The following is an 18,234-nucleotide window of genomic DNA, read 5'->3' on the forward strand; positions in this document are numbered from 1 at the left end:
TTCAACAAGAAATCAAGACATAATGAAAAGATTACTTATTGGCCTGTTATTAGTTTTTTTATTTAATGAAGGATTTGGTCAGACAAAAAAACCTAACATAGTTCTCATCGTGGTGGATGACATGGGTTATTCGGATCTTGGTTCTTATGGTTCCGAAATCCATACACCCAACCTCGACCGTCTCGCTTCGCAAGGATTACGGCTAAAGGAATTTTACAACAATGCCATTTGTGCGCCAACAAGGGCCTCCATCTTAACCGGGCAGGACCAGCACCAGGCGGGAATTGGGTATTTTGATCTGAATCTCGGATTACCGGAATACCAGGGATATTTGAATAAAAAGTCGGTAACGCTGGCCGAAGTGTTGAGGCAAAACGGCTATAGTACGCTAATGTCGGGAAAATGGCATGTTGGCAATGACAGCACGGCCTGGCCAAATCAGCGCGGCTTCGAGAAATTTTACGGTGTGATTGGCGGAGGCGCGAATTATTTTGACGCCAAACCTATGCCATTACGCGGCGTTCCTTATCCGGTGACCCTTGTTGAAAATAATGTAAGGCTTCATCCTGCAGACAACAGTTATTATTTTACCGATGAGATTGGTAACCATGCATTAAAGTATCTCGATGAACAAAACAAAACCAATAGGCCCTTCTTTTTATACCTCGCTTTCAACGCGCCGCACTGGCCTTTGCAGGCGCTTCCTGAAGATATAGCCAAATACAAAGGTCGTTATGATATCGGCTGGGACTCTTTGCGTAAGGAACGTTTAGAACGGCAGGTAAAATTAGGCATACGCGATCCCCGGCAAACGGTGGCCGTTCGTGACGCCGAAGTGCCCAACTGGGAGAGCCTTACATACGATGAGAAACAGTTGTGGAAAGCGAAAATGGAAGTATTCGCGGCAATGGTTGATCGGATGGATCAAAACGTAGGTAAGCTGCTCGCCAAACTAAAAGAACTAAAAAAAGATGATAACACGCTGATCGTATTTATCTCCGATAACGGCGCACCGGCTGAAAATGTGGCTCATGGCATCCGTGCAGGCCGGAATACCGGCCCGGTGGGAACGGCTGGATCATTTGAAGCCCAGGGCAAAAACTGGTCGTTCGTATCAAATTCTCCGCTGCGATCATTTAAGGGGGGCTTGTATGAAGGGGGAATGAGTTCTCCATTTATCGCATGGTTTCCGGGTAAGATAAAGCCCAATACGCAAGCCAGAGGAACTGTCCATCTGATAGATCTTGCACCTACTTTCTATGAGCTTGCCGGCGCCGAGTATCCTAAAACGTTTCAGGGAACGGCGATCAATCCGCTGCCGGGAAGAAGTTTAAAAGGCTTGTTTTTGAAAGGTGAAGAACTGCAAAGGCCCGAGCCGCTGTTTTGGGAACTGTGGGGAAATCGTGCTATCCGGAAAGGAAAATGGAAGCTAGTATCCGCATTTCCGGCCAACAAATGGGAGTTATATGATATCGAAAATGATCGCGGAGAAACTAAAAATCTGGCTGCTGAAAATCCTCAGATCGTAAAATCGTTGTCGCTGGAATATCTGGAATGGGCCAATAAAAATAACGTTGTTCTCGATTTCAATCTGATTAATCCGCGTTCGGCGCTGGAAATAAAAATGAATTAAATTTTGATTTACAGGGCTACCAACGCCTGGCTTAAGATTTTGGTTAAGTGTGGTGAAATCAGGCTAGTTTTGCCAGTGCATAGAACAATGCGCTGGCATGCAAGGCCTGTCCGAATTCGTTATTGAAAAGCATTTCTTTTAACTTATCGATGCTAACCAGTTCAACTTCAATTTCTTCACGGCCGTCAAGATGTTGTTCCTGGATTTTTTTACCACCGGTGGCCAGATAAGTATGCGTTTGATTTTTGGCCGTTGACGGATTTGCATAAAGCACCGCCAGTTTTTCAAACTTATTGAATGAATAGCCGGTTTCTTCCAATAATTCACGCGCAACAGCCTGATCGGGTGTTTCACCCGGATCAATGCAGCCGCCGGGAATTTCAGTGATCACTTCTTCCGCGGCATGCCGGTACTGGCGGATAATTATAACCTGGTTATCTTCAGTCAGGGCAACGGCATTAACCCAGTCCGGGTACTCTAAAACATAATAATCATCGATGATTGTGCCGTCAGGCATTTCGCAGGTATCAACACGGAGCGTTGCCCAGTTTTCCTTAACAAGATATCTCGACGAAAGCTTTTTCCATTTCAGATCACTCATACTGGTCATTATTCAAAAAATTATCGATCATTTCCCTTTTTGAAAGATTGTCGAGCGACTGCATTTTATATTCTTTTTCAATGAGGTCGAAGATTATGAGTACAGCGCGAAGCCGGTTGTATGTTTCGGGAATATCTTCGAATGGGTGTGCGCTTTCAAACAGAAATTGAGCCAGCAGGTCAAGTTTCTTTTCGGGGTAACCGGCAAGTGAATTCCGGAATTTTTCTGCATCAAATTCTTCAAAATCATTTTCCCGGATTGAGAACGATGAATCAAGCGTTTGCTTAATTAACTCATGTGCCTCGTCTATTCTACCTTCAACTTTAAAGCCCAGAACCCGGGCAAGTACTTGTGCAATTTTCTCTATTTCAGCAGAAATAAAATCTTTTCTAATCATAGGTGACGTGTTTATCGATGTATTGACTACAAATTACTTGGCAGGATGTTCGCAGCTTTTACCAGCTTCCACTTGCTCCACCACCGCCAAAGCTGCCACCGCCGAAACCCCCGAAACCGCCGCCACCTCCGCCGCCAAAACCACCACCGCTTCCGCCACCCCAGCCGCCTCCACGATTACTGCCGCCCATTGCATTGCCCATCAGGAACCACCAGAACGGACTGGCGCTGCCGCCACGGCCAATAACCTGGTTGCCGCCATTTCCACGACCTCCGCGAAAAATAATAACCAGAATTATGATGACAATTAAGATAATTAAACCGGCAGGTATACCATCTTTTTTGCCCTTGCGGGGATTGTCATTCTTGTATTCACCCTTGGTATAGGAAATGATGGCATCTGTTCCTTTATCTAAACCAGCGTAGTAGTTGCCGTTTTTAAATTCAGGCTTTATTTCATTTTCAATTATCCGTTTGGCAATAGCGTCGGGGACGGCACCTTCCAGTCCGTAGCCGGTTTGGATCGATATTTTACGGTCGCCTGTTGAAACCAGGATGATAAGGCCATTATTTTTCTTTTTCTGCCCGATGCCCCATTTTTCAGCCAGCCGGACAGCATAGTCGTTCACATCATAACCATCAAGTGATTTGATGAGCACAACAGCTATCTGAGTTGAGGTTGAATCGTCAAACGCTACGAGCTTGTGTTCAAGCTGTGATATTTCATCCTGCCCCAGCGTATTACTATAATCATTAACTAAAGTTGCTGGTTTTTCAGGAAAGTTTTGGGCGAGCACTACGCCGGTCAAAAGGAACAGTGCGCCAAGGGAAAATAAAAATCTATAAATAAAACGAAGCACGGGATTGTATTTTAAAAAAAGGCTATATCGTCGGAAAGTTCGTTTTTATCGCCTTCCTTGTACGGAAAATAAGTTTTTAATTGCTCACCGGCCTTGGTGACTCCTGCTATGATTCCGTCTGCCAGCTTATTTTCTTTGAAGTAGCTGAGCATAAGGTCTTTGGTGCTATCCCAGAAATCATCTTTTACAAGTTTATTAATTCCTGAATCGCCAATAATAGCAAATTTTCGGTCGGAGTATGAGAGATAAACCAGCACGCCATTTCGCAGCACGGTTTGATCCATACCCAGTTTCCCAAAATAGTGAATCGCCCGGTCGATGGCTTCGACCGGACAGGTTTCCTCAATGCAGATCCTTATTTCGCCGGAGGTGAAAAGCTCAGCTGCCTCTATCGCCTGGCGGATATTTTGCTGATCCTCGTCGCTAAATAATGTCATTGCTATTAAAACTGAACGGTTGGCGCTTTTTGTGACGCGGCATCAGCTGCAAAGTATCCTTTCTTTTGGAAGCCGAAAATTCCAGCGGTCAGATTGTTCGGAAAAGAACGGATTTTGGAATTGTATTCCTGGGTTACTTCATTAAATTTTTGACGTTCAACAGTAATGCGGTTTTCGGTTCCTTCTATCTGAGCTTGTAGTTCCTGGAAATTGGCGTTTGCTTTAAGATCAGGATAGTTTTCTGTCACAACCAGTAAACGGCCCAGCGCTTGTGATAGCTGGCCCTGTGCGGCCTGAAATTTTTCAATAGATTCAGGTGTCAGCTTTGTCGGATCAACTTGTACCGATGTCGCTTTTGCCCGGGCTTCAATAACTTGCGTCAATGTTTCCTTTTCAAAATTGGCAGCGCCTTTAACGGTGTTTACAAGGTTTGGGATAAGATCGGCCCGGCGCTGATATACGTTTTGGACCTGCGCCCATTGCGATTGCACTTGTTCATCTAATTTAACCATGCTGTTGTACCCGCATGAGCTTAATGAGAAAACTAAAAATAAAGCCGCGATGCTATAAATAATTCTTTTCATGTTCTGATTCGTTATTATGTGCATAAGGTAATTTTTGACGATTTGTTTTTACGTTAGAAATCAATTGCAGTTTGATTGATAATATTTAATGAAGTTACAGTTTTGGATGAATTTTTTAACAATCCGCCATAACTGTTTTCTCTTCGATCGGGCTATATCGTAAATAAACCAGCGAAGAATGTAAAAATGTATTTTAGAAGATTACAGCCTTAGTATAATGACTTAACGACGGGCAATTCCCCTGAAATATTTTAAAGAAAATTAAACGGTAACTTATCATGAAAAAAATCTATCTCCTGGCCGTGGCGGTCATGGGTATTGTAACTGTAAATGCTCAACCTTCTGTTACGGTCAATCAAAAGGTATCTGCGCTCATTTCGAAAATGACACCCGAAGAAAAGGTTTGGACGAATGACAGATATCTGCAGAGGCGATACTTAAATCGAGAAATAAACCCCGGTGAAGCGGCAGCTTTTTACCGTTGCCGTTCTCTGAAAGTTGCAATTACGTCTGCTGTAAAAACTACAGCGAAACAAGGGGCTATCGGAACCGATAATAAACCGGAACCTGCTTTCCAAAACCAAAATTATTTAGCTTTCATGCACAGCCTTATATAAACACCCTCGTTCCCGAAAAACTTTCCCTGAACTCCTTCGGCGTACAATTCTTTTTCTTTTTGAAAATGCGGTTGAAATTAGAGATGTTATTAAAACCGCAATTGTAAGAAATTTCAGCAACGGTGTGAGTGGTGTCTATCAGCATGCGGGACGCGTGGCCAAGCCTGATCTCATTTAAGCTGTCAATAAATGTGTTTCCTGTTCGTTTTTTTATGAAACGGCTAAAGGAAACCTCGGTCATGTTGACAAGCTTGGCAATATCTTTCAGGTTGACGTTTTTGTAATAATTGTCGTTCATATATTCAAAAGCACGGTCCAGGCGCCGGCTATTGTAATTAAGTTTCTGATCGTTATTAAATGATACGTCGGAAAGGGTGCGCATATTCCGTGATGTCGACAGATCATGCAGGATGCTGATAAGCTCCATTACCGAATCGAAACCGTTCAACTGGTTGAGCGTTAAAATGCGGGATGACACGTTTTGTATAGTTTCTTTAGGAAACAAAATGCCTTTTCCGGATCTCTCGAACATTTTTCGGATAAAGCTAAGCTGGTTTCGGCGTAGAAATTTCTCATCGAACAAGTCCTTGTGCCATTGAATGGTAACTTCCGTTATCTGCTCACTGCAGCAATTATGCGTAAGCCATCCATGTGACAGGTTTGGCGCTACTAATACAAGTTCCAGGTCTTCGATGTCCTCGATGTGATCGCCTACAACCCGCCGCGCACCTCTCGCATTTTGTATCAGATTAAGTTCAAACTCTTCATGGTAGTGTAACGGAAAATCAAACTTTTGTTTGACTCTTGAAAACATAGTAAAACAGTCGTTGGAAGTCAACGGAGTGATTTCCTTGATAATATTGCTCACGAATAAAATTACAATTGGTTGAATTAAAGATAAAAGAATATTACAATAAAAGCAATGTATTTTTAGCGTCAACTACTCGCCACAGCGATCGAACGGTTTTAATCTCTTGTAAATCCCTTATTAATTGCTAAAAAAGTATTATGATGCATCTGGCTATCTCACTACTTTTATTCACCAACTGATTATTAAAATACTTTCATGAAGGATTTTATCGTGTTCGTTCGATTTGGGCTGCAAAGCTTTTTATTACTCATCTCGCCGATTTGTTTTGCCCAGACAAGCGATAAACTTGCCACCGCCGAAACCAAGAATTTACTTAGAAATCTAAAGGCTATTCAAGGAAAAAAAGTATTGTTCGGCCATCAGGACGACCTTGCTTACGGCAACGGCTGGAAATATGAAGCCGGGCGCAGTGATATTAACGATGTTACCGGGGAGTATCCGGCAGTATATGGCTGGGAGCTAGGCGGACTCGAGCATGGACGACCGGTTAACATCGATTCCGTGCCTTTCGATAAAATGAAAGCGTTTATTAAGCTGGCATATGACAAAGGCAGCGTAACAACTATTTCCTGGCATTTGGATAATCCGGTAAACGGCAAATCAGCATGGGATACCACCAAAAACTGCGTTAGGGGAATTTTGCCTGGCGCGTCCAAACACGCTTTATACAAAAGCTGGCTGGAGAAGGTCGCCGCGTTTCTTGGTGATTTAAAAGGAAGCGATGGAAAATCGATTCCTGTTTTGTTCCGCCCGTTCCACGAAATGTCAGGAAGCTGGTTCTGGTGGGGACGTAATGAAACTTCGCCGGAAGAATTGAAGCAGATATGGCGTTTTACCGTCACATACCTTCGGGATGTTAAAAAGTTGCACAATATTTTATATGTGTATAATTATAATGATATTAAATCTGCCGACGATTTCATGGAGCGATACCCTGGCGATGCTTACGTCGACGTAATGAGTTTCGATTTCTATCAATCAGGCGATCCGCAAAAAGATACTCGCTTTATAACGGAAGTTCAGAAGAGTTTGTCGATTGTTCACGGGCTTGCCGATAGACACAACAAAGCTTTTGCTTTCGCAGAAACAGGTTATAATGCTGTTCCTTACGCGAAATGGTGGACAAAAACTTTATGGCCAGCTATGCAGAATGATCTGCCTGCTTATGTTTTAGTCTGGCGAAATGCGGGTTATCGGCCAAAGGAAAACGACTATCATTATTTCGCACCATTTAAAGGCCAGGTTTCCGCACCCGACTTTGTCAAGCTTTATCAAAATAGTAAAGTGGCTTTTGAAAAGAAAGCTGCGGCTTTAAATCTCTATAAATAACTAAAGAACGAATTATTATAAGTTAATGAAACTAACCCTTATCGACGTCTCCATTATTGTTCTTTACCTTCTTTCAACCGTCTTCATCGGATTGTGGTACAGGAAAAAAGCACGGGAAACCAAAGAAAGTTATATGCTCGGCGGTAAATCGCTACCGTGGTACAAGCTGGGCCTAAGCGATGCTTCAGACATGTTCGACATCAGCGGAACCATGTGGATGGTGAGCCTCTGCTTTGTTTATGGCATGAAGAGTATCTGGATACCCTGGCTTTGGCCGGTATTTAACCAGGTTTTTTTAATGATGTATTTATCACGCTGGCTCCGAAGGTCCAATGCTGCAACTGGAGCCGAATGGCTGCAAACCCGTTTCGGGAAAACCGGGCGGGGCGTTGAAAATTCACACCGTGTAGTAATAGCATTTGCTTTGTTAAGCTGCCTGGGTTTTCTTGCTTACGGTTTCGTTGGGCTGGGTAAGTTTATCGAGATTTTTGTTCCATGGGACATCGTTAAGCCATACATTCCTTTCGATGTGGCTCCGCAATACGTGGCCCATGTTTACGGAATCATCTTTACCCTTTTTGCCACTTTCTACTCGATTATCGGCGGGATGCATAGCATCGTGCTTGGCGATGTGATAAAATATTGCATCATGACGGCCGCTTGTATTGCTATTGGCATCATAGCTGTCCTGCATCTCCGGGGCGAAAAACTGAATGTTCCAGACGGGTGGTACAGTCCCTTTTTTGGTAAACACCTCGATCTGGATTGGTCGAAAATAATTAAAGAAGCCAACGACAAAATCGATGCCGACGGCTATTCTTTATTTGGGGTGTTTTTCATGATGATGGCATTTAAGGGAGTTTTTGCCGCGCTTGCTGGTCCTGCGCCAAATTACGACATGCAGAAAATTCTGTCAACGCGTTCGCCGGAGGAAGCCAGTAAAATGAGCGGTTTCGTTTCAATTATCTTACTTCCGATAAGATACACACTGGTAATTGGCCTGACGATCCTTGGCCTGATCTATTACCATCAAATGGATCTGAAAGACGCGGCAGGCGTGACAGATTTTGAGCGTATTCTGCCTGCGGTAATTAATAATTTCTTGCCTGTCGGATTAATGGGTTTGGTACTAACGGGTTTGCTCGGCGCTTTTATGGGCACTTTTAGTGGAACCTTAAATGCTGCCCAAGCTTACATCGTGAACGATATTTATCTGAAGTATATCCATCCGAAGGCTTCGACAAAGGAGATTATTTCCATGAATTACCTCGTTGGTATCATCGTGGTAGCAGTTGGTATTTTATTGGGATTTTTTGCCAAAGATGTAAACAGTGTTTTGCAATGGATCGTGTCAGCGCTTTACGGTGGTTATATAGCATCCAACGTTTTGAAATGGCATTGGTGGCGCTTCAACGCGAACGGGTTTTTTTGGGGAATGCTTACAGGTATCGCGTCGGCGTTGATTTTTACAAGGTTTTTCCAGGGGGTCGAGTTCCTGTATTACTTTCCTTTGTTATTTGCACTGTCTTTGGCCGGATCAATTATCGGCACTTATTCGGCACCTCCTACAGATGTTAAAGTCCTTAAGTCTTTCTATAAAAATGTCCGGCCATGGGGTTTTTGGGGACCGGTTAACGATTTGGTTATAGCAGACGATCCGGCGTTCCAGCCAAACCGAAACTTTAAACTCAATATGTTTAATGTGGTGCTGGGAATCATCGCACAATTATGTCTTACCATTCTTCCCATGTACCTGATATTATGGCAAAAATTGCCCTTGATTATCACGGTACTCATCCTCGGAGTAATCATAGCGATTCTGAAGAAGACATGGTGGAATAAATTAAATGAATATTAACGGGATAAAATACAATAACAATACAATGAATAACTTTTCAAGTCGCTTGGATAAGCTGCAAAGTGATTATGCTGATCTTTTAAACAGGCCAAATCAAAAACAGGACGGCGGCAACGGAATATTTGAACGTTATGTCAATCCTGTACTGACGGGCGCTCATGCACCGATTTTGTGGCGGTACGATTTGAATTCGGAAACTAATCCATACCTGTTGGAGCGTATAGGCATCAACGCCGCATTCAACGCGGGGGCGATAAAATGGAATGATAAGTACATACTTGCGGTGCGGGTAGAGGGATCTGATCGAAAGTCTTTTTTCGCGATTGCGGAAAGCCCCAATGGAATTGATCAATTTAAATTCTGGGACTACCCGGTAAGGTTACCTGAGACAGCAGATCCTGATACGAATGTTTATGACATCCGATTAGTTAACCATGAAGACGGATATGTTTACGGGCTTTTTTGTACGGAACGCCGCGATCCGGCGGCTCCGCTGCATGATCAGTCGATGGCCGTCGCTGCCTGTGGTATTACCCGCACAAAGGACCTGATTAACTGGGAGCGTTTACCTGATCTGGTAACCAAATCTCCGCAGCAACGAAACGTGGTACTGCACCCTGAATTTGTAAACGGTAAATATGCTTTCTACACTCGTCCGCAAGATGGCTTTATTGATGCCGGTAATGGCGGGGGTATAGGGTTTGGTTTGAGCAATTCAATAGAAAATGCAGTGATTGATGAAGAAGTGATTATTGATGACAAAAAATATCATACCGTATATGAAGCCAAAAACGGGCTAGGGCCGGCGCCGATTAAAACAGAGAGTGGATGGCTGCATTTAGCGCATGGTGTACGTAATACAGCAGCCGGCTTGCGGTACGTACTTTATATGTTTATGACTGATTTACAGGATATCACCAAGGTTACATATAAGCCCTCGGGATACTTTCTGGCTCCTGAAGGAGAGGAGCGGATCGGTGATGTATCGAACGTCGTTTTCAGTAACGGTTGGATTGCCGATAAGGACGGACGGGTATTTATTTACTACGCATCCTCGGATACCCGTATGCATGTGGCAACCAGTTCCGTTGAGCGATTAACCGATTATGTGATGAACACGCCCGCTGACGGATTACGGTCAGCCAGTTCGGTAGATGCAATTTATTCGTTAATTGATAGAAATAAAGCATATTTGAATATTCAATCTGTAAGATAAATTGAGAAAACTATTTTTTCTGATCATTGCGCTAAGCGCTTTTGTGCCAAACGTAAAAGCACAGGCCGACGATACCGAAGCTGTAAAAAAAGTAATCAATACTTTATTTAACGGAATGCGCAAAGCGGATTCCGTTATAATAAAAAGCGTTTTCTCTCCCAATGCGAATATGCAGACGGTTGTTTCCAAAAACGGTAAGGTATCAGTAGTCAATGAATCAGTAGCTGATTTCGCTGCGACGATAGCGAAGCCTCATGCCCAGGTTTATGACGAACGGATTGAATTTAAATCGGTTCTGATAGATGGAGATCTAGCCAGCGTATGGACTCCCTATAAGTTTTATGTCGGCGATAAATTCAGCCACCGGGGCATTGATTCCTTCCAGCTGGTAAAATTTAGCAACAGCTGGAAAATCGTTTACATCATCGATACACGGTTAAAATAGTCGCTTGCTGAGTATTGAATTTAACTCTTCTTTTATTACAATTCGTATTTTTGCATTCTCCGGGATAAAAACCCGGCCGCAGAATGATACAAGAAATAGAACTTAAACTGCTTCCCGCCGAAGCTGGTAATGAAGAAATAATTAGGAAGAAGGCCTCCCAACAGCTTAATATTCCGTCCTCACGAATAACGTTTATTAAACCGGACAAAAGATCAATCGACGCCAGGGGTAAACAGGTTGTATATCGGTTAAAAGTAAAGGTGTATATCGATGAGCAACCTTCACCGGAGTTTTTTAATATCAGCTATCCAAATGTAAACAATGGCAAAAGAATATTGATAATAGGCGCTGGTCCTGCCGGTTTATTTGCGGCTCTGAGATGTATCGAACATGGACTTAAGCCTGTCATTATCGAGCGAGGCAAAGATGTAAAACAGCGCAGACGGGATCTTGCTGCAATCAATAAGCAAGGAATTGTCAATCCTGAATCGAATTATTGTTATGGTGAGGGCGGCGCAGGGACGTATTCTGACGGGAAACTTTACACGCGGTCAAACAAGCGCGGAGACGTTAATTATGTACTTCAAACGTTAGTTGCCCATGGCGCCACAGATGATATTTTAATCGACGCCCGTCCGCATATCGGCACCAATAAGCTGCCTCAAATTATCGTTTCTATCCGGGAGGCCATTTTAAATGCCGGCGGCGAAATCCATTTTGATACCAAACTTGTCGATTTTGTGATTGACTCGAACAGCATCAAAGGCATAAAAACCCAAAAAGGCGAAACACTGGAGGCCGAGCACGTGATCCTCGCAACCGGACACTCTGCACGGGATATTTTTTACCTGCTTAAAAATCATAATATCCTTATCGAGCCAAAGCCTTTTGCTTTGGGAGTGCGCATTGAACATCCGCAACAGGTTATCGATCAGGCTCAATATCATTGCGACGTGAGAGATGAATATTTACCGCCATCTTATTACAGCCTGGTAGAGCAGGTTGATCAGCGCGGTGTTTTTTCGTTTTGCATGTGCCCGGGCGGAATCATTGCTCCCTGTTCTACTGATTTCGATGAAATTGTAGTGAACGGCTGGTCGCCTTCAAAGCGGAATAATCCCTTCGCGAATTCAGGAACGGTTGTTCAGATAAACCTGGAAGATGTTGAGGGCAGTACGAATGATCCGTTAAGCCTGCTTAATTTCCAGGCAGCGATAGAAAAAACCGCATTTGCACAAGGCGGTGGCGACCTCAGGGCGCCTGCTCAGCGAATGGTTGATTTTGTATCAAATAAAGTTTCGGCTGATTTACCCGTAAATTCATACTTACCCGGATTAAAAAGCGCCGACCTGAAAGAGGTTTTGCCGCCATTTATTCACGACCGGCTTCGAAAAGCGTTGCCTGTATTTGGTAAAAAAATGAAAGGATATTTTACAAATGAGGCGGTTTTGGTTGGCGTTGAATCGCGGACGTCTTCGCCTGTTCGCATTCCCCGCGACCGCGAAACTTACCAGCATCCGCAGATAAAAGGATTATATCCCTGCGGTGAAGGCGCCGGCTATGCCGGAGGAATTGTTTCAGCGGCAATTGATGGTATGAATTGTGCTGATGCTGCTTATAAAACACTAACGCAATGAAAAGTACGGCTCAGTCATTGAGGGAAAAACTTGAGGAGACATTTTCAGGACAACCATGGTATGGTACCTGCATCTATGATATCATCGACAAGGTGGATTTCGAAACATCTTTTATCAAAACCTCCGAAACAGCTCACACCATCGCCGAAATACTTTTGCATATGTTAAGCTGGACGGAGGAAGTCATTGACCGCCTGAATGAAAAACCAGCCGGCGTTCCGTTTAGCGGCGATTGGCCCGAAACGAGCGAAACCGATGAGCAAAAATGGCTTTTATGGAAAGATGATCTTAAACTGGTAAACGCCTCGTTGATTAAAGCAATCGAGGGGCTCCCGGAAGAAAAATGGGATCAGCTAATTAATGACGACAGGGGAAACGACTCAATAGATACTTACGCTGAGCTAGTTGACGGATTTATTCAACACCAGGTTTATCACGCTGGGCAAATTGCCATTCTGAACAAAATAATTGCTGGCTGATCAATCGTCCAGCTCCTGGCAAAAAAAGCCTGCCGATTGTAAAATTGATTCGATCTTTCGTGGAGAAAGGCCGCCCGAAATCACCCTGAGGATGTTGTCACAATCATCAAGGTCGAAATTCCAGCCGATGATCGCAGGCATCGTCAAAAGTCGTTTAACTTTGCTGACTTCCCTGGTTTTTCTCACGTTTGTTTTGAAGACCATTACTTCCATAGCCTATTCCGTTATTATCCAATGACGAATGACGAGTTTAAAATTGGACATTTAGTGAAACTAATTATTGATTCTGCGGCTCGGTGGCTCTTTTATCGTCAGCGCCAAATTCCATCCAATCGTTTCCAAACCGTTCATTTCCAAATTTTCCCCGAAAGCCACACATGCGGTCTTTCATTTTCTGTTTGAATATTTCTTTGTCCTCCGGACTCATATTCTTAAAACGTTCTTCCATTCCTCTTTTCATCCAGGGTGCGCCACCGCGGCCAAATCTGCCACCGCCCTTACCGAAGCCAAATAATATTTTACACAGGATAAATATGCCCATGGCCTGCCAGAATGTAATGGTGCCAACATGCAGGATTTCAGGTAAAAGGTTGTTCCACAAGGTCATCACGATAAAGCTTACCAGCGAAAGAAATGCAGCGGCAGCAATGGGGATAAGGATGAAACGTCCTTTATAAAGTGCTTTTTTCATTTTTCGAATTTTTAATGTCTAACTTTTTAATATCTCTTCATACAACTGTTTTAGCCGTTTGCGAAGATGCAGTACTGCGTAACGTTTTCTTGATACCAGCGTTTGTATTGGCACACCACTCAATTCCGACATTTCCTGGAATGATACATCCTCGAGCTCGTGCAAAACGAAAGCCTGCTTTTGCTCCTCTGGTAACTCATCAAGTGCATTAAACAGTTGCTCCCAAAAAATGTCGCGCATGTATTTACTTTCGGGAGTTGTTGCTTCAGTTAATAAGATGTCGGCGAAGAAAGGTTCGTCAGAGTCATCATCCTGCTGATAAAGGTCATTAAGCAAAAACTCTGATTTTTTCTTTTGCTTGTCTATTATCTTATTCCTTGCCACTTTGTATAACCATGCGCCGGTTTGCTCAATTGGCTCAGCATTCAACACAGAACTGAACTGGTACCAAACGTCTTGCAAAATATCTTCCGCATCTGCATCATTTTTAACCCGCTTACGGATAAACGCCAATAAGTTTTTACCATACGCTTTTATAGTTTCAAGAGTGTGGCTTGCTTTATCTTCCGGCATCTGGGCTGTGATCAATTGCATTATTAGAGTAGACGAACAACAAGTTAAAACATTTCAAAAAAAATGAAATAATTTATAATAGCCGAATTGCTAGCTGAACAGGTTTCTTCATGACTTTTTCGGCGGAAGAAGATGTGCTAAAAAAATTTTCCGATCTTTGGGTTAATATAAAAGATGTTGATTTGACATGGCAGATAAGAAAACTTTAATCATTGGAGCAACACCGAATCCGGAACGATACGCATATCTTGCTGCTAATAAATTAAAAAGATTCGGGCACGATATCGTAAATGTAGGAATCAAAAACGGGGAAGTTGCGGGTGTTCCGATCGAGAGAGCGGGTGATATTCATAACGATATCGATACGATCACGATGTATGTCGGTCCGTCTCACCAACCCGAATATTACGAGTATATATTAAAAACCAATCCTAAGCGAATAATATTTAATCCCGGCACTGAAAATCGTGAACTTGAGGATCTGGCCAGGGAAAACGGTATTGAACCTTTGGATGCTTGCACATTGGTGCTTTTGTCTACCGGTCAGTATTAAGCTTCAAAGCCACTGAGCTAAGAAATTCGCAGTCAAACTCGATGAAAACACCCGCATTACCGGGGGCGATGTAATGTCAAACCCTTCTGCGAATGCCCGCGAGCATGAACCAAATGAATTGTATTTCTCGAAAATTCTAGGCGGACGAAGAATGCTCCCTATCTTCTTTAAATGGCGTAAAGGCCTCTTCTTGCTACCATCTTGCAGCCATCTTCGGTAAAAGCACCGTAAAGACGTAGGATACCCTATTCAGAACCCTTTCAGAACCCTTTTAGATTTGTTTAAAATCCTAGTTTTAAATTCTCCCGAACGTATCTCTTCAAGCAACCCTGGAATAGAGACATCCCCTTTAATAAACATCGATGTGATCGCAGGATTTTTAACCTCAGGTTTGCGCATATACTCAGCGATGGCTGCATGATAAACTGACTGACCAGTAGGAATTTTAGTTTTATAGACTGCAGCCTGCCGCGGATCGGCTAGAACAGATCGCGCATAAGCAACAGCTTCTTTAAAGCGGCTCTTTTCCTGCAGTTGGGCGGCGCTGGGTTTTACGCGGCTCATGTCAGGACAAGTTGTAATGACTTTTATACCCATCCACCGTTTGACGACGATGTGACCGATGCGACCGGTAAAATCATCAGCCATTGGGCCTTTGTATTTTTTCATTGTTTGTAACCTTTTATGCCGCAAGATATAAAAGCGGGTAAGTTATCACTACAACTATATGTTGTAAATTAAGTTATACTGCACCGGTTTTCAGGTCCGAAAAGACATTGATGCATGAGTGTGCTCAATTCGTATATACTCCTGTGATGACTATCTTAATTCCGCTCCGATGGCTGTCTTGCGTACATTCTTGATTAAGGTTTGTTGTTACTCTTAAAACAGTACCTTAGTACAAAACAGTATCTTAGTACACCGGCGCAATGTGCATGACTTTTGAACTTTCTCTTAATTTGATGAGATTAATTAAGTTCCTGCAAGCTTTTTAATATCCGCAAGTTCTTTGGATAATAATTATTGATCCTGTTCGGCAATATTTTCGCCCATCCAAGCGGGTGACTGCCGAAGCACATTAGCACCCAGCCGGTCAGATCGGTCTCAACTTTCAGGTCGTCTTTTCGCATATACCGTAAAGCTTCATCCCTGCTGAGTTCAAGCCGTTGGATAGAATGATTATTTACCTGGCTCATAGCCAGCTCATGATCCGGTACAAGATTTTTCCCCTGTATGGCGCCTAGTCTTATTCCCGCTTTTTTGAGGTATAATTTGCTTTTTATAAGATTGAAGTCGTCGATATGCTCGTTGCGAATGGCTAAATAATCGTCTCCTGATTGTATAAATGAAAACCGATCAGGCGATTGTAACCATTCCTTCAGAATAGCAGCTTCTTTTTTGCCGGCTATAACAGGCTTTTGCTTGGGGTATTTTAATTCGCCCGACTGCTTCTTTTTTCTGAAACAGGTCAGAAAGAATCCTTCTCCTGACAAAAGATGGGGATAGAAGCGATATCCATATGCGCTGTGTATCTCAGATGTTGTTTCCAGGATATTCCATTCGCTCTTCAATGGTATTTGAATACTTTCTAACGTAAATTCGTCAATCAGCCAGTCAGCAATGTTTTCATTTTCTTCTTTTGAATAAGAACAGGTTGAATAAATCAGAACGCCGTCCTCTTTTAACGCCGGAAGAGCATTGGCCAAAATTCGTTGCTGCCGCTGGCTGCACAGCTGTACATTTCCTTCACTCCATTGGCTTACCGTTTCCGGGTCTTTCCGGAACATTCCTGATCCGGAGCACGGAGCGTCGATAACCATTACATCAAAAAAACCTTCAAGCTTGGAAAAATCTTTCGGATCGTTGTTCGTTACAAAAGCATTTGAAGATCCCCATTTAGTTATATTGTCTGCCAAAGTTCCTACCCTGGTTTTAATGATTTCATTTGAAACAAGCAGGCTGTCTTCAGAGATCAGCGACAGGATATGTGTGCTTTTGCCACCAGGTGCGGCACAAAGATCCAGCACGCGTAACGGGTCGGCTAGATTCGTAGAGTGCTTTAAGGCCTGTTCTAAAAACATTGAAGATGCTTCCTGTACATAGTAACATCCTGCATGAAAATCAGGGTCGGCAATGAATGCTGGTCTGTCGTTCAGATAGAATCCAGTATCACACCACGGGATATTCTTAGAGCCGCGAAAAATGTTGAAAGGTTTTTTGGTGTTCAGTCTTATAGATGTTATTTGATTTTCATCGTTATGTACTTGTTCAAATAACTCTTGTTCTATATTAAAATCCTTAATCAGTGACTGCAGTAATTCGTTAGGAAGCTTGTTGCCCATAGTTAATAAATTACTGTAAATTTCGTTATTTTAAGCTAATTGTTTTATACGAATACAGATAGTCAGCATGGATCTTCTACCTATTGAAACGATATCGGCGTCGGATGGCGTTTTTATTGATAAGTATTTTAATAAGAATATTCCGGTAGTAATAAAAGACTTTGCTAAGGGCAGTGAAGCTTTGGAAAAATGGAACTTCGAATATTTAAAGACAATTGCGGGTGAAATGCCTGTTTCCCTGCATGGCAAAGAAGATTCGTTTGCGGAGCATGTTACATCGCCGCCGGTTAAACAAATGCCTTTTGGCGAATATCTTGACTTGATTCAACGAGGCCCTACTGATTTAAGGATATTCCTTTTTAACCTGATGCGTGAAAAGCCAGAACTTCGAAAAGATTTACGTTTAATGAAAGGAATTCCAAATCTGTTGGAATGGCTTCCGTTTATGTTTTTTGGCGGGGAAGGATCTTCCGTACGTTATCATTATGATATAGATTACTCACATGTTTTCTTAATGCAGTTCCAGGGCAGGAAACGGGTGTGGCTTTTTGATCAGCAGCAGTCACGCCTTTTATATAAGCTTCCGTTTAACTTTCATGGAATTGCTAATCTGAAAAACCCGGATTATGAAAAATATCCGGCTTTAAAAAATTTGAAAGGCTGGGAGTATGTGCTCGAACATGGCGATACCTTATTTATACCGCAAAAGTTCTGGCATTATATTCAATATGAAACCGGAGGGTATTCGGTGAGTTACCGCGCGCTGCCTGAATCATATATTGACCGCTTAAAGGGATTAAAGAATATTGTTCTGGTTCGGCAGTTTGATAACCTAATGCGAAATATGTTTGGAAAACGTTGGTTTCGATATAAAATAGATAGGGCGATAGCCAATGCTCAAAATGCATTAAGGAATAAAGCAGCTTGAATTTTACGCTTTCGTCGTTAGTGCAGTCGGCCCATATTGCTAAAGCACAAAAAAAGACTTCCTATTACTTATATGGATATAGAAAGCCCTCAACTAGCGTTATGAACGCTGGAAGCGTTTCATTTAGAAAATAACTCATTGAAAGCGAGGGTAGAACGAGAAAGATATTAAAATCTGTTTGCGG

At 42.8% G+C, this 18,234-nt stretch carries 21 protein-coding genes; 10 read left to right on the plus strand and 11 right to left on the minus strand.

What is annotated here, in order from left to right; all coding sequences use genetic code 11:
• Window positions 1-22 precede the first annotated feature (22 nt).
• Window positions 23-1,633 (plus strand): arylsulfatase, encoded by a 1,611-nt coding sequence (locus GS399_RS12990; protein WP_160845066.1) that lies wholly within the window; start codon window positions 23-25, stop codon window positions 1,631-1,633.
• 58 nt (window positions 1,634-1,691) lie between these two features.
• Here the strand turns inward: GS399_RS12990 and GS399_RS12995 are convergent, their stop codons facing one another.
• From GS399_RS12995 to GS399_RS13015, 5 genes are read right to left on the minus strand one after another with little or no spacing between them, the layout of a single operon-like run.
• Window positions 1,692-2,234, minus strand: a complete 543-nt coding sequence (locus tag GS399_RS12995) for an NUDIX hydrolase (protein ID WP_160845067.1) — start codon at window positions 2,232-2,234, stop codon at window positions 1,692-1,694.
• Complete coding sequence (locus GS399_RS13000; protein WP_160845068.1) at window positions 2,227-2,631, minus strand: hypothetical protein; 405 nt, start codon at window positions 2,629-2,631, stop codon at window positions 2,227-2,229. Before GS399_RS13000 ends, GS399_RS12995 begins: the two co-directional genes overlap by 8 nt.
• A 58-nt stretch (window positions 2,632-2,689) precedes the next feature.
• Entirely contained in the window at window positions 2,690-3,490 is an 801-nt protein-coding gene (locus GS399_RS13005) for a TPM domain-containing protein (protein ID WP_160845069.1), read from the minus strand.
• A gap of 11 nt (window positions 3,491-3,501) precedes the next feature.
• On the minus strand, window positions 3,502-3,927 hold the full coding sequence (locus tag GS399_RS13010) for a TPM domain-containing protein (protein ID WP_160845070.1): 426 nt from the start codon (window positions 3,925-3,927) through the stop codon (window positions 3,502-3,504).
• Window positions 3,928-3,932: 5 nt separating this feature from the next.
• Window positions 3,933-4,511, minus strand: coding sequence for a LemA family protein (locus GS399_RS13015; protein ID WP_160845071.1), 579 nt, complete (start codon window positions 4,509-4,511; stop codon window positions 3,933-3,935).
• 278 nt (window positions 4,512-4,789) lie between these two features.
• On the opposite strand from GS399_RS13015, the gene GS399_RS13020 reads away from it, so the two are divergent.
• On the plus strand, window positions 4,790-5,128 hold the full coding sequence (locus GS399_RS13020; protein WP_160845072.1) for a hypothetical protein: 339 nt from the start codon (window positions 4,790-4,792) through the stop codon (window positions 5,126-5,128).
• Here the strand turns inward: GS399_RS13020 and GS399_RS13025 are convergent.
• A complete protein-coding gene (locus GS399_RS13025; protein WP_160845073.1) occupies window positions 5,121-5,942 on the minus strand; it encodes an AraC family transcriptional regulator in 822 nt (273 codons plus the stop codon). The two genes, GS399_RS13020 and GS399_RS13025, sit on opposite strands and share 8 nt — an antisense overlap.
• A 252-nt stretch (window positions 5,943-6,194) precedes the next feature.
• Here GS399_RS13025 and GS399_RS13030 point away from each other — a divergent pair, with 252 nt between their 5' ends.
• The 6 genes from GS399_RS13030 to GS399_RS13055 all read left to right on the plus strand — a co-directional run bounded on the left by GS399_RS13030 (window position 6,195) and on the right by GS399_RS13055 (window position 12,963).
• A complete protein-coding gene (locus GS399_RS13030; RefSeq protein WP_160845074.1) occupies window positions 6,195-7,328 on the plus strand; it encodes a glycoside hydrolase family 26 protein in 1,134 nt (377 codons plus the stop codon).
• 25 nt (window positions 7,329-7,353) lie between these two features.
• Window positions 7,354-9,186 carry a sodium:solute symporter family protein gene (locus GS399_RS13035; RefSeq protein WP_160845075.1) on the plus strand — a complete coding sequence of 611 codons (1,833 nt, stop codon included), beginning with the start codon at window positions 7,354-7,356 and terminating at the stop codon, window positions 9,184-9,186.
• Between the two features lie 25 nt (window positions 9,187-9,211).
• Window positions 9,212-10,402: a glycoside hydrolase family 130 protein gene (locus tag GS399_RS13040; protein ID WP_160845076.1), complete on the plus strand. Its 1,191-nt coding sequence runs from the start codon at window positions 9,212-9,214 to the stop codon at window positions 10,400-10,402.
• Window position 10,403: 1 nt separating this feature from the next.
• Window positions 10,404-10,847 carry a nuclear transport factor 2 family protein gene (locus GS399_RS13045; protein ID WP_160845077.1) on the plus strand — a complete coding sequence of 148 codons (444 nt, stop codon included), beginning with the start codon at window positions 10,404-10,406 and terminating at the stop codon, window positions 10,845-10,847.
• Between the two features lie 83 nt (window positions 10,848-10,930).
• On the plus strand, window positions 10,931-12,484 hold the full coding sequence (locus GS399_RS13050; RefSeq protein WP_160845078.1) for an NAD(P)/FAD-dependent oxidoreductase: 1,554 nt from the start codon (window positions 10,931-10,933) through the stop codon (window positions 12,482-12,484).
• Window positions 12,481-12,963: a DinB family protein gene (locus tag GS399_RS13055; RefSeq protein ID WP_160845079.1), complete on the plus strand. Its 483-nt coding sequence runs from the start codon at window positions 12,481-12,483 to the stop codon at window positions 12,961-12,963. Before GS399_RS13050 ends, GS399_RS13055 begins: the two co-directional genes overlap by 4 nt.
• On the opposite strand, the gene GS399_RS13060 is transcribed toward GS399_RS13055, so the two are convergent.
• From GS399_RS13060 to GS399_RS13070, 3 genes are all read right to left on the minus strand, one after another.
• Window positions 12,964-13,176, minus strand: coding sequence for a hypothetical protein (locus tag GS399_RS13060; RefSeq protein WP_160845080.1), 213 nt, complete (start codon window positions 13,174-13,176; stop codon window positions 12,964-12,966).
• A 64-nt stretch (window positions 13,177-13,240) separates the two neighbouring features.
• Window positions 13,241-13,654 (minus strand): hypothetical protein, encoded by a 414-nt coding sequence (locus tag GS399_RS13065; protein WP_202409452.1) that lies wholly within the window; start codon window positions 13,652-13,654, stop codon window positions 13,241-13,243.
• Window positions 13,655-13,672: 18 nt separating this feature from the next.
• Complete coding sequence (locus GS399_RS13070; protein ID WP_237487939.1) at window positions 13,673-14,248, minus strand: RNA polymerase sigma factor; 576 nt, start codon at window positions 14,246-14,248, stop codon at window positions 13,673-13,675.
• A gap of 166 nt (window positions 14,249-14,414) precedes the next feature.
• On the opposite strand from GS399_RS13070, the gene GS399_RS13075 reads away from it, so the two are divergent.
• Complete coding sequence (locus GS399_RS13075) at window positions 14,415-14,780, plus strand: CoA-binding protein (RefSeq protein ID WP_160845081.1); 366 nt, start codon at window positions 14,415-14,417, stop codon at window positions 14,778-14,780.
• A gap of 249 nt (window positions 14,781-15,029) precedes the next feature.
• Here GS399_RS13075 and GS399_RS13080 read toward each other — a convergent pair whose 3' ends face one another.
• Both GS399_RS13080 and GS399_RS13085 read right to left on the minus strand, forming a co-directional pair.
• Window positions 15,030-15,449, minus strand: coding sequence for a hypothetical protein (locus GS399_RS13080; RefSeq protein WP_160845082.1), 420 nt, complete (start codon window positions 15,447-15,449; stop codon window positions 15,030-15,032).
• A 299-nt stretch (window positions 15,450-15,748) separates the two neighbouring features.
• Window positions 15,749-17,122 (minus strand): methyltransferase RsmF C-terminal domain-like protein, encoded by a 1,374-nt coding sequence (locus tag GS399_RS13085; RefSeq protein ID WP_160845083.1) that lies wholly within the window; start codon window positions 17,120-17,122, stop codon window positions 15,749-15,751.
• A gap of 67 nt (window positions 17,123-17,189) precedes the next feature.
• On the opposite strand from GS399_RS13085, the gene GS399_RS13090 reads away from it, so the two are divergent.
• Window positions 17,190-18,050 (plus strand): cupin-like domain-containing protein, encoded by an 861-nt coding sequence (locus tag GS399_RS13090; RefSeq protein ID WP_160845084.1) that lies wholly within the window; start codon window positions 17,190-17,192, stop codon window positions 18,048-18,050.
• The last annotated feature ends 184 nt before the right edge of the window (window positions 18,051-18,234 follow it).

The sequence above is a fragment of the Hufsiella arboris genome (genome assembly GCF_009834875.1).
In the GTDB taxonomy this organism is placed as follows: Bacteria; Bacteroidota; Bacteroidia; order Sphingobacteriales; family Sphingobacteriaceae; genus Hufsiella_A; species Hufsiella_A arboris.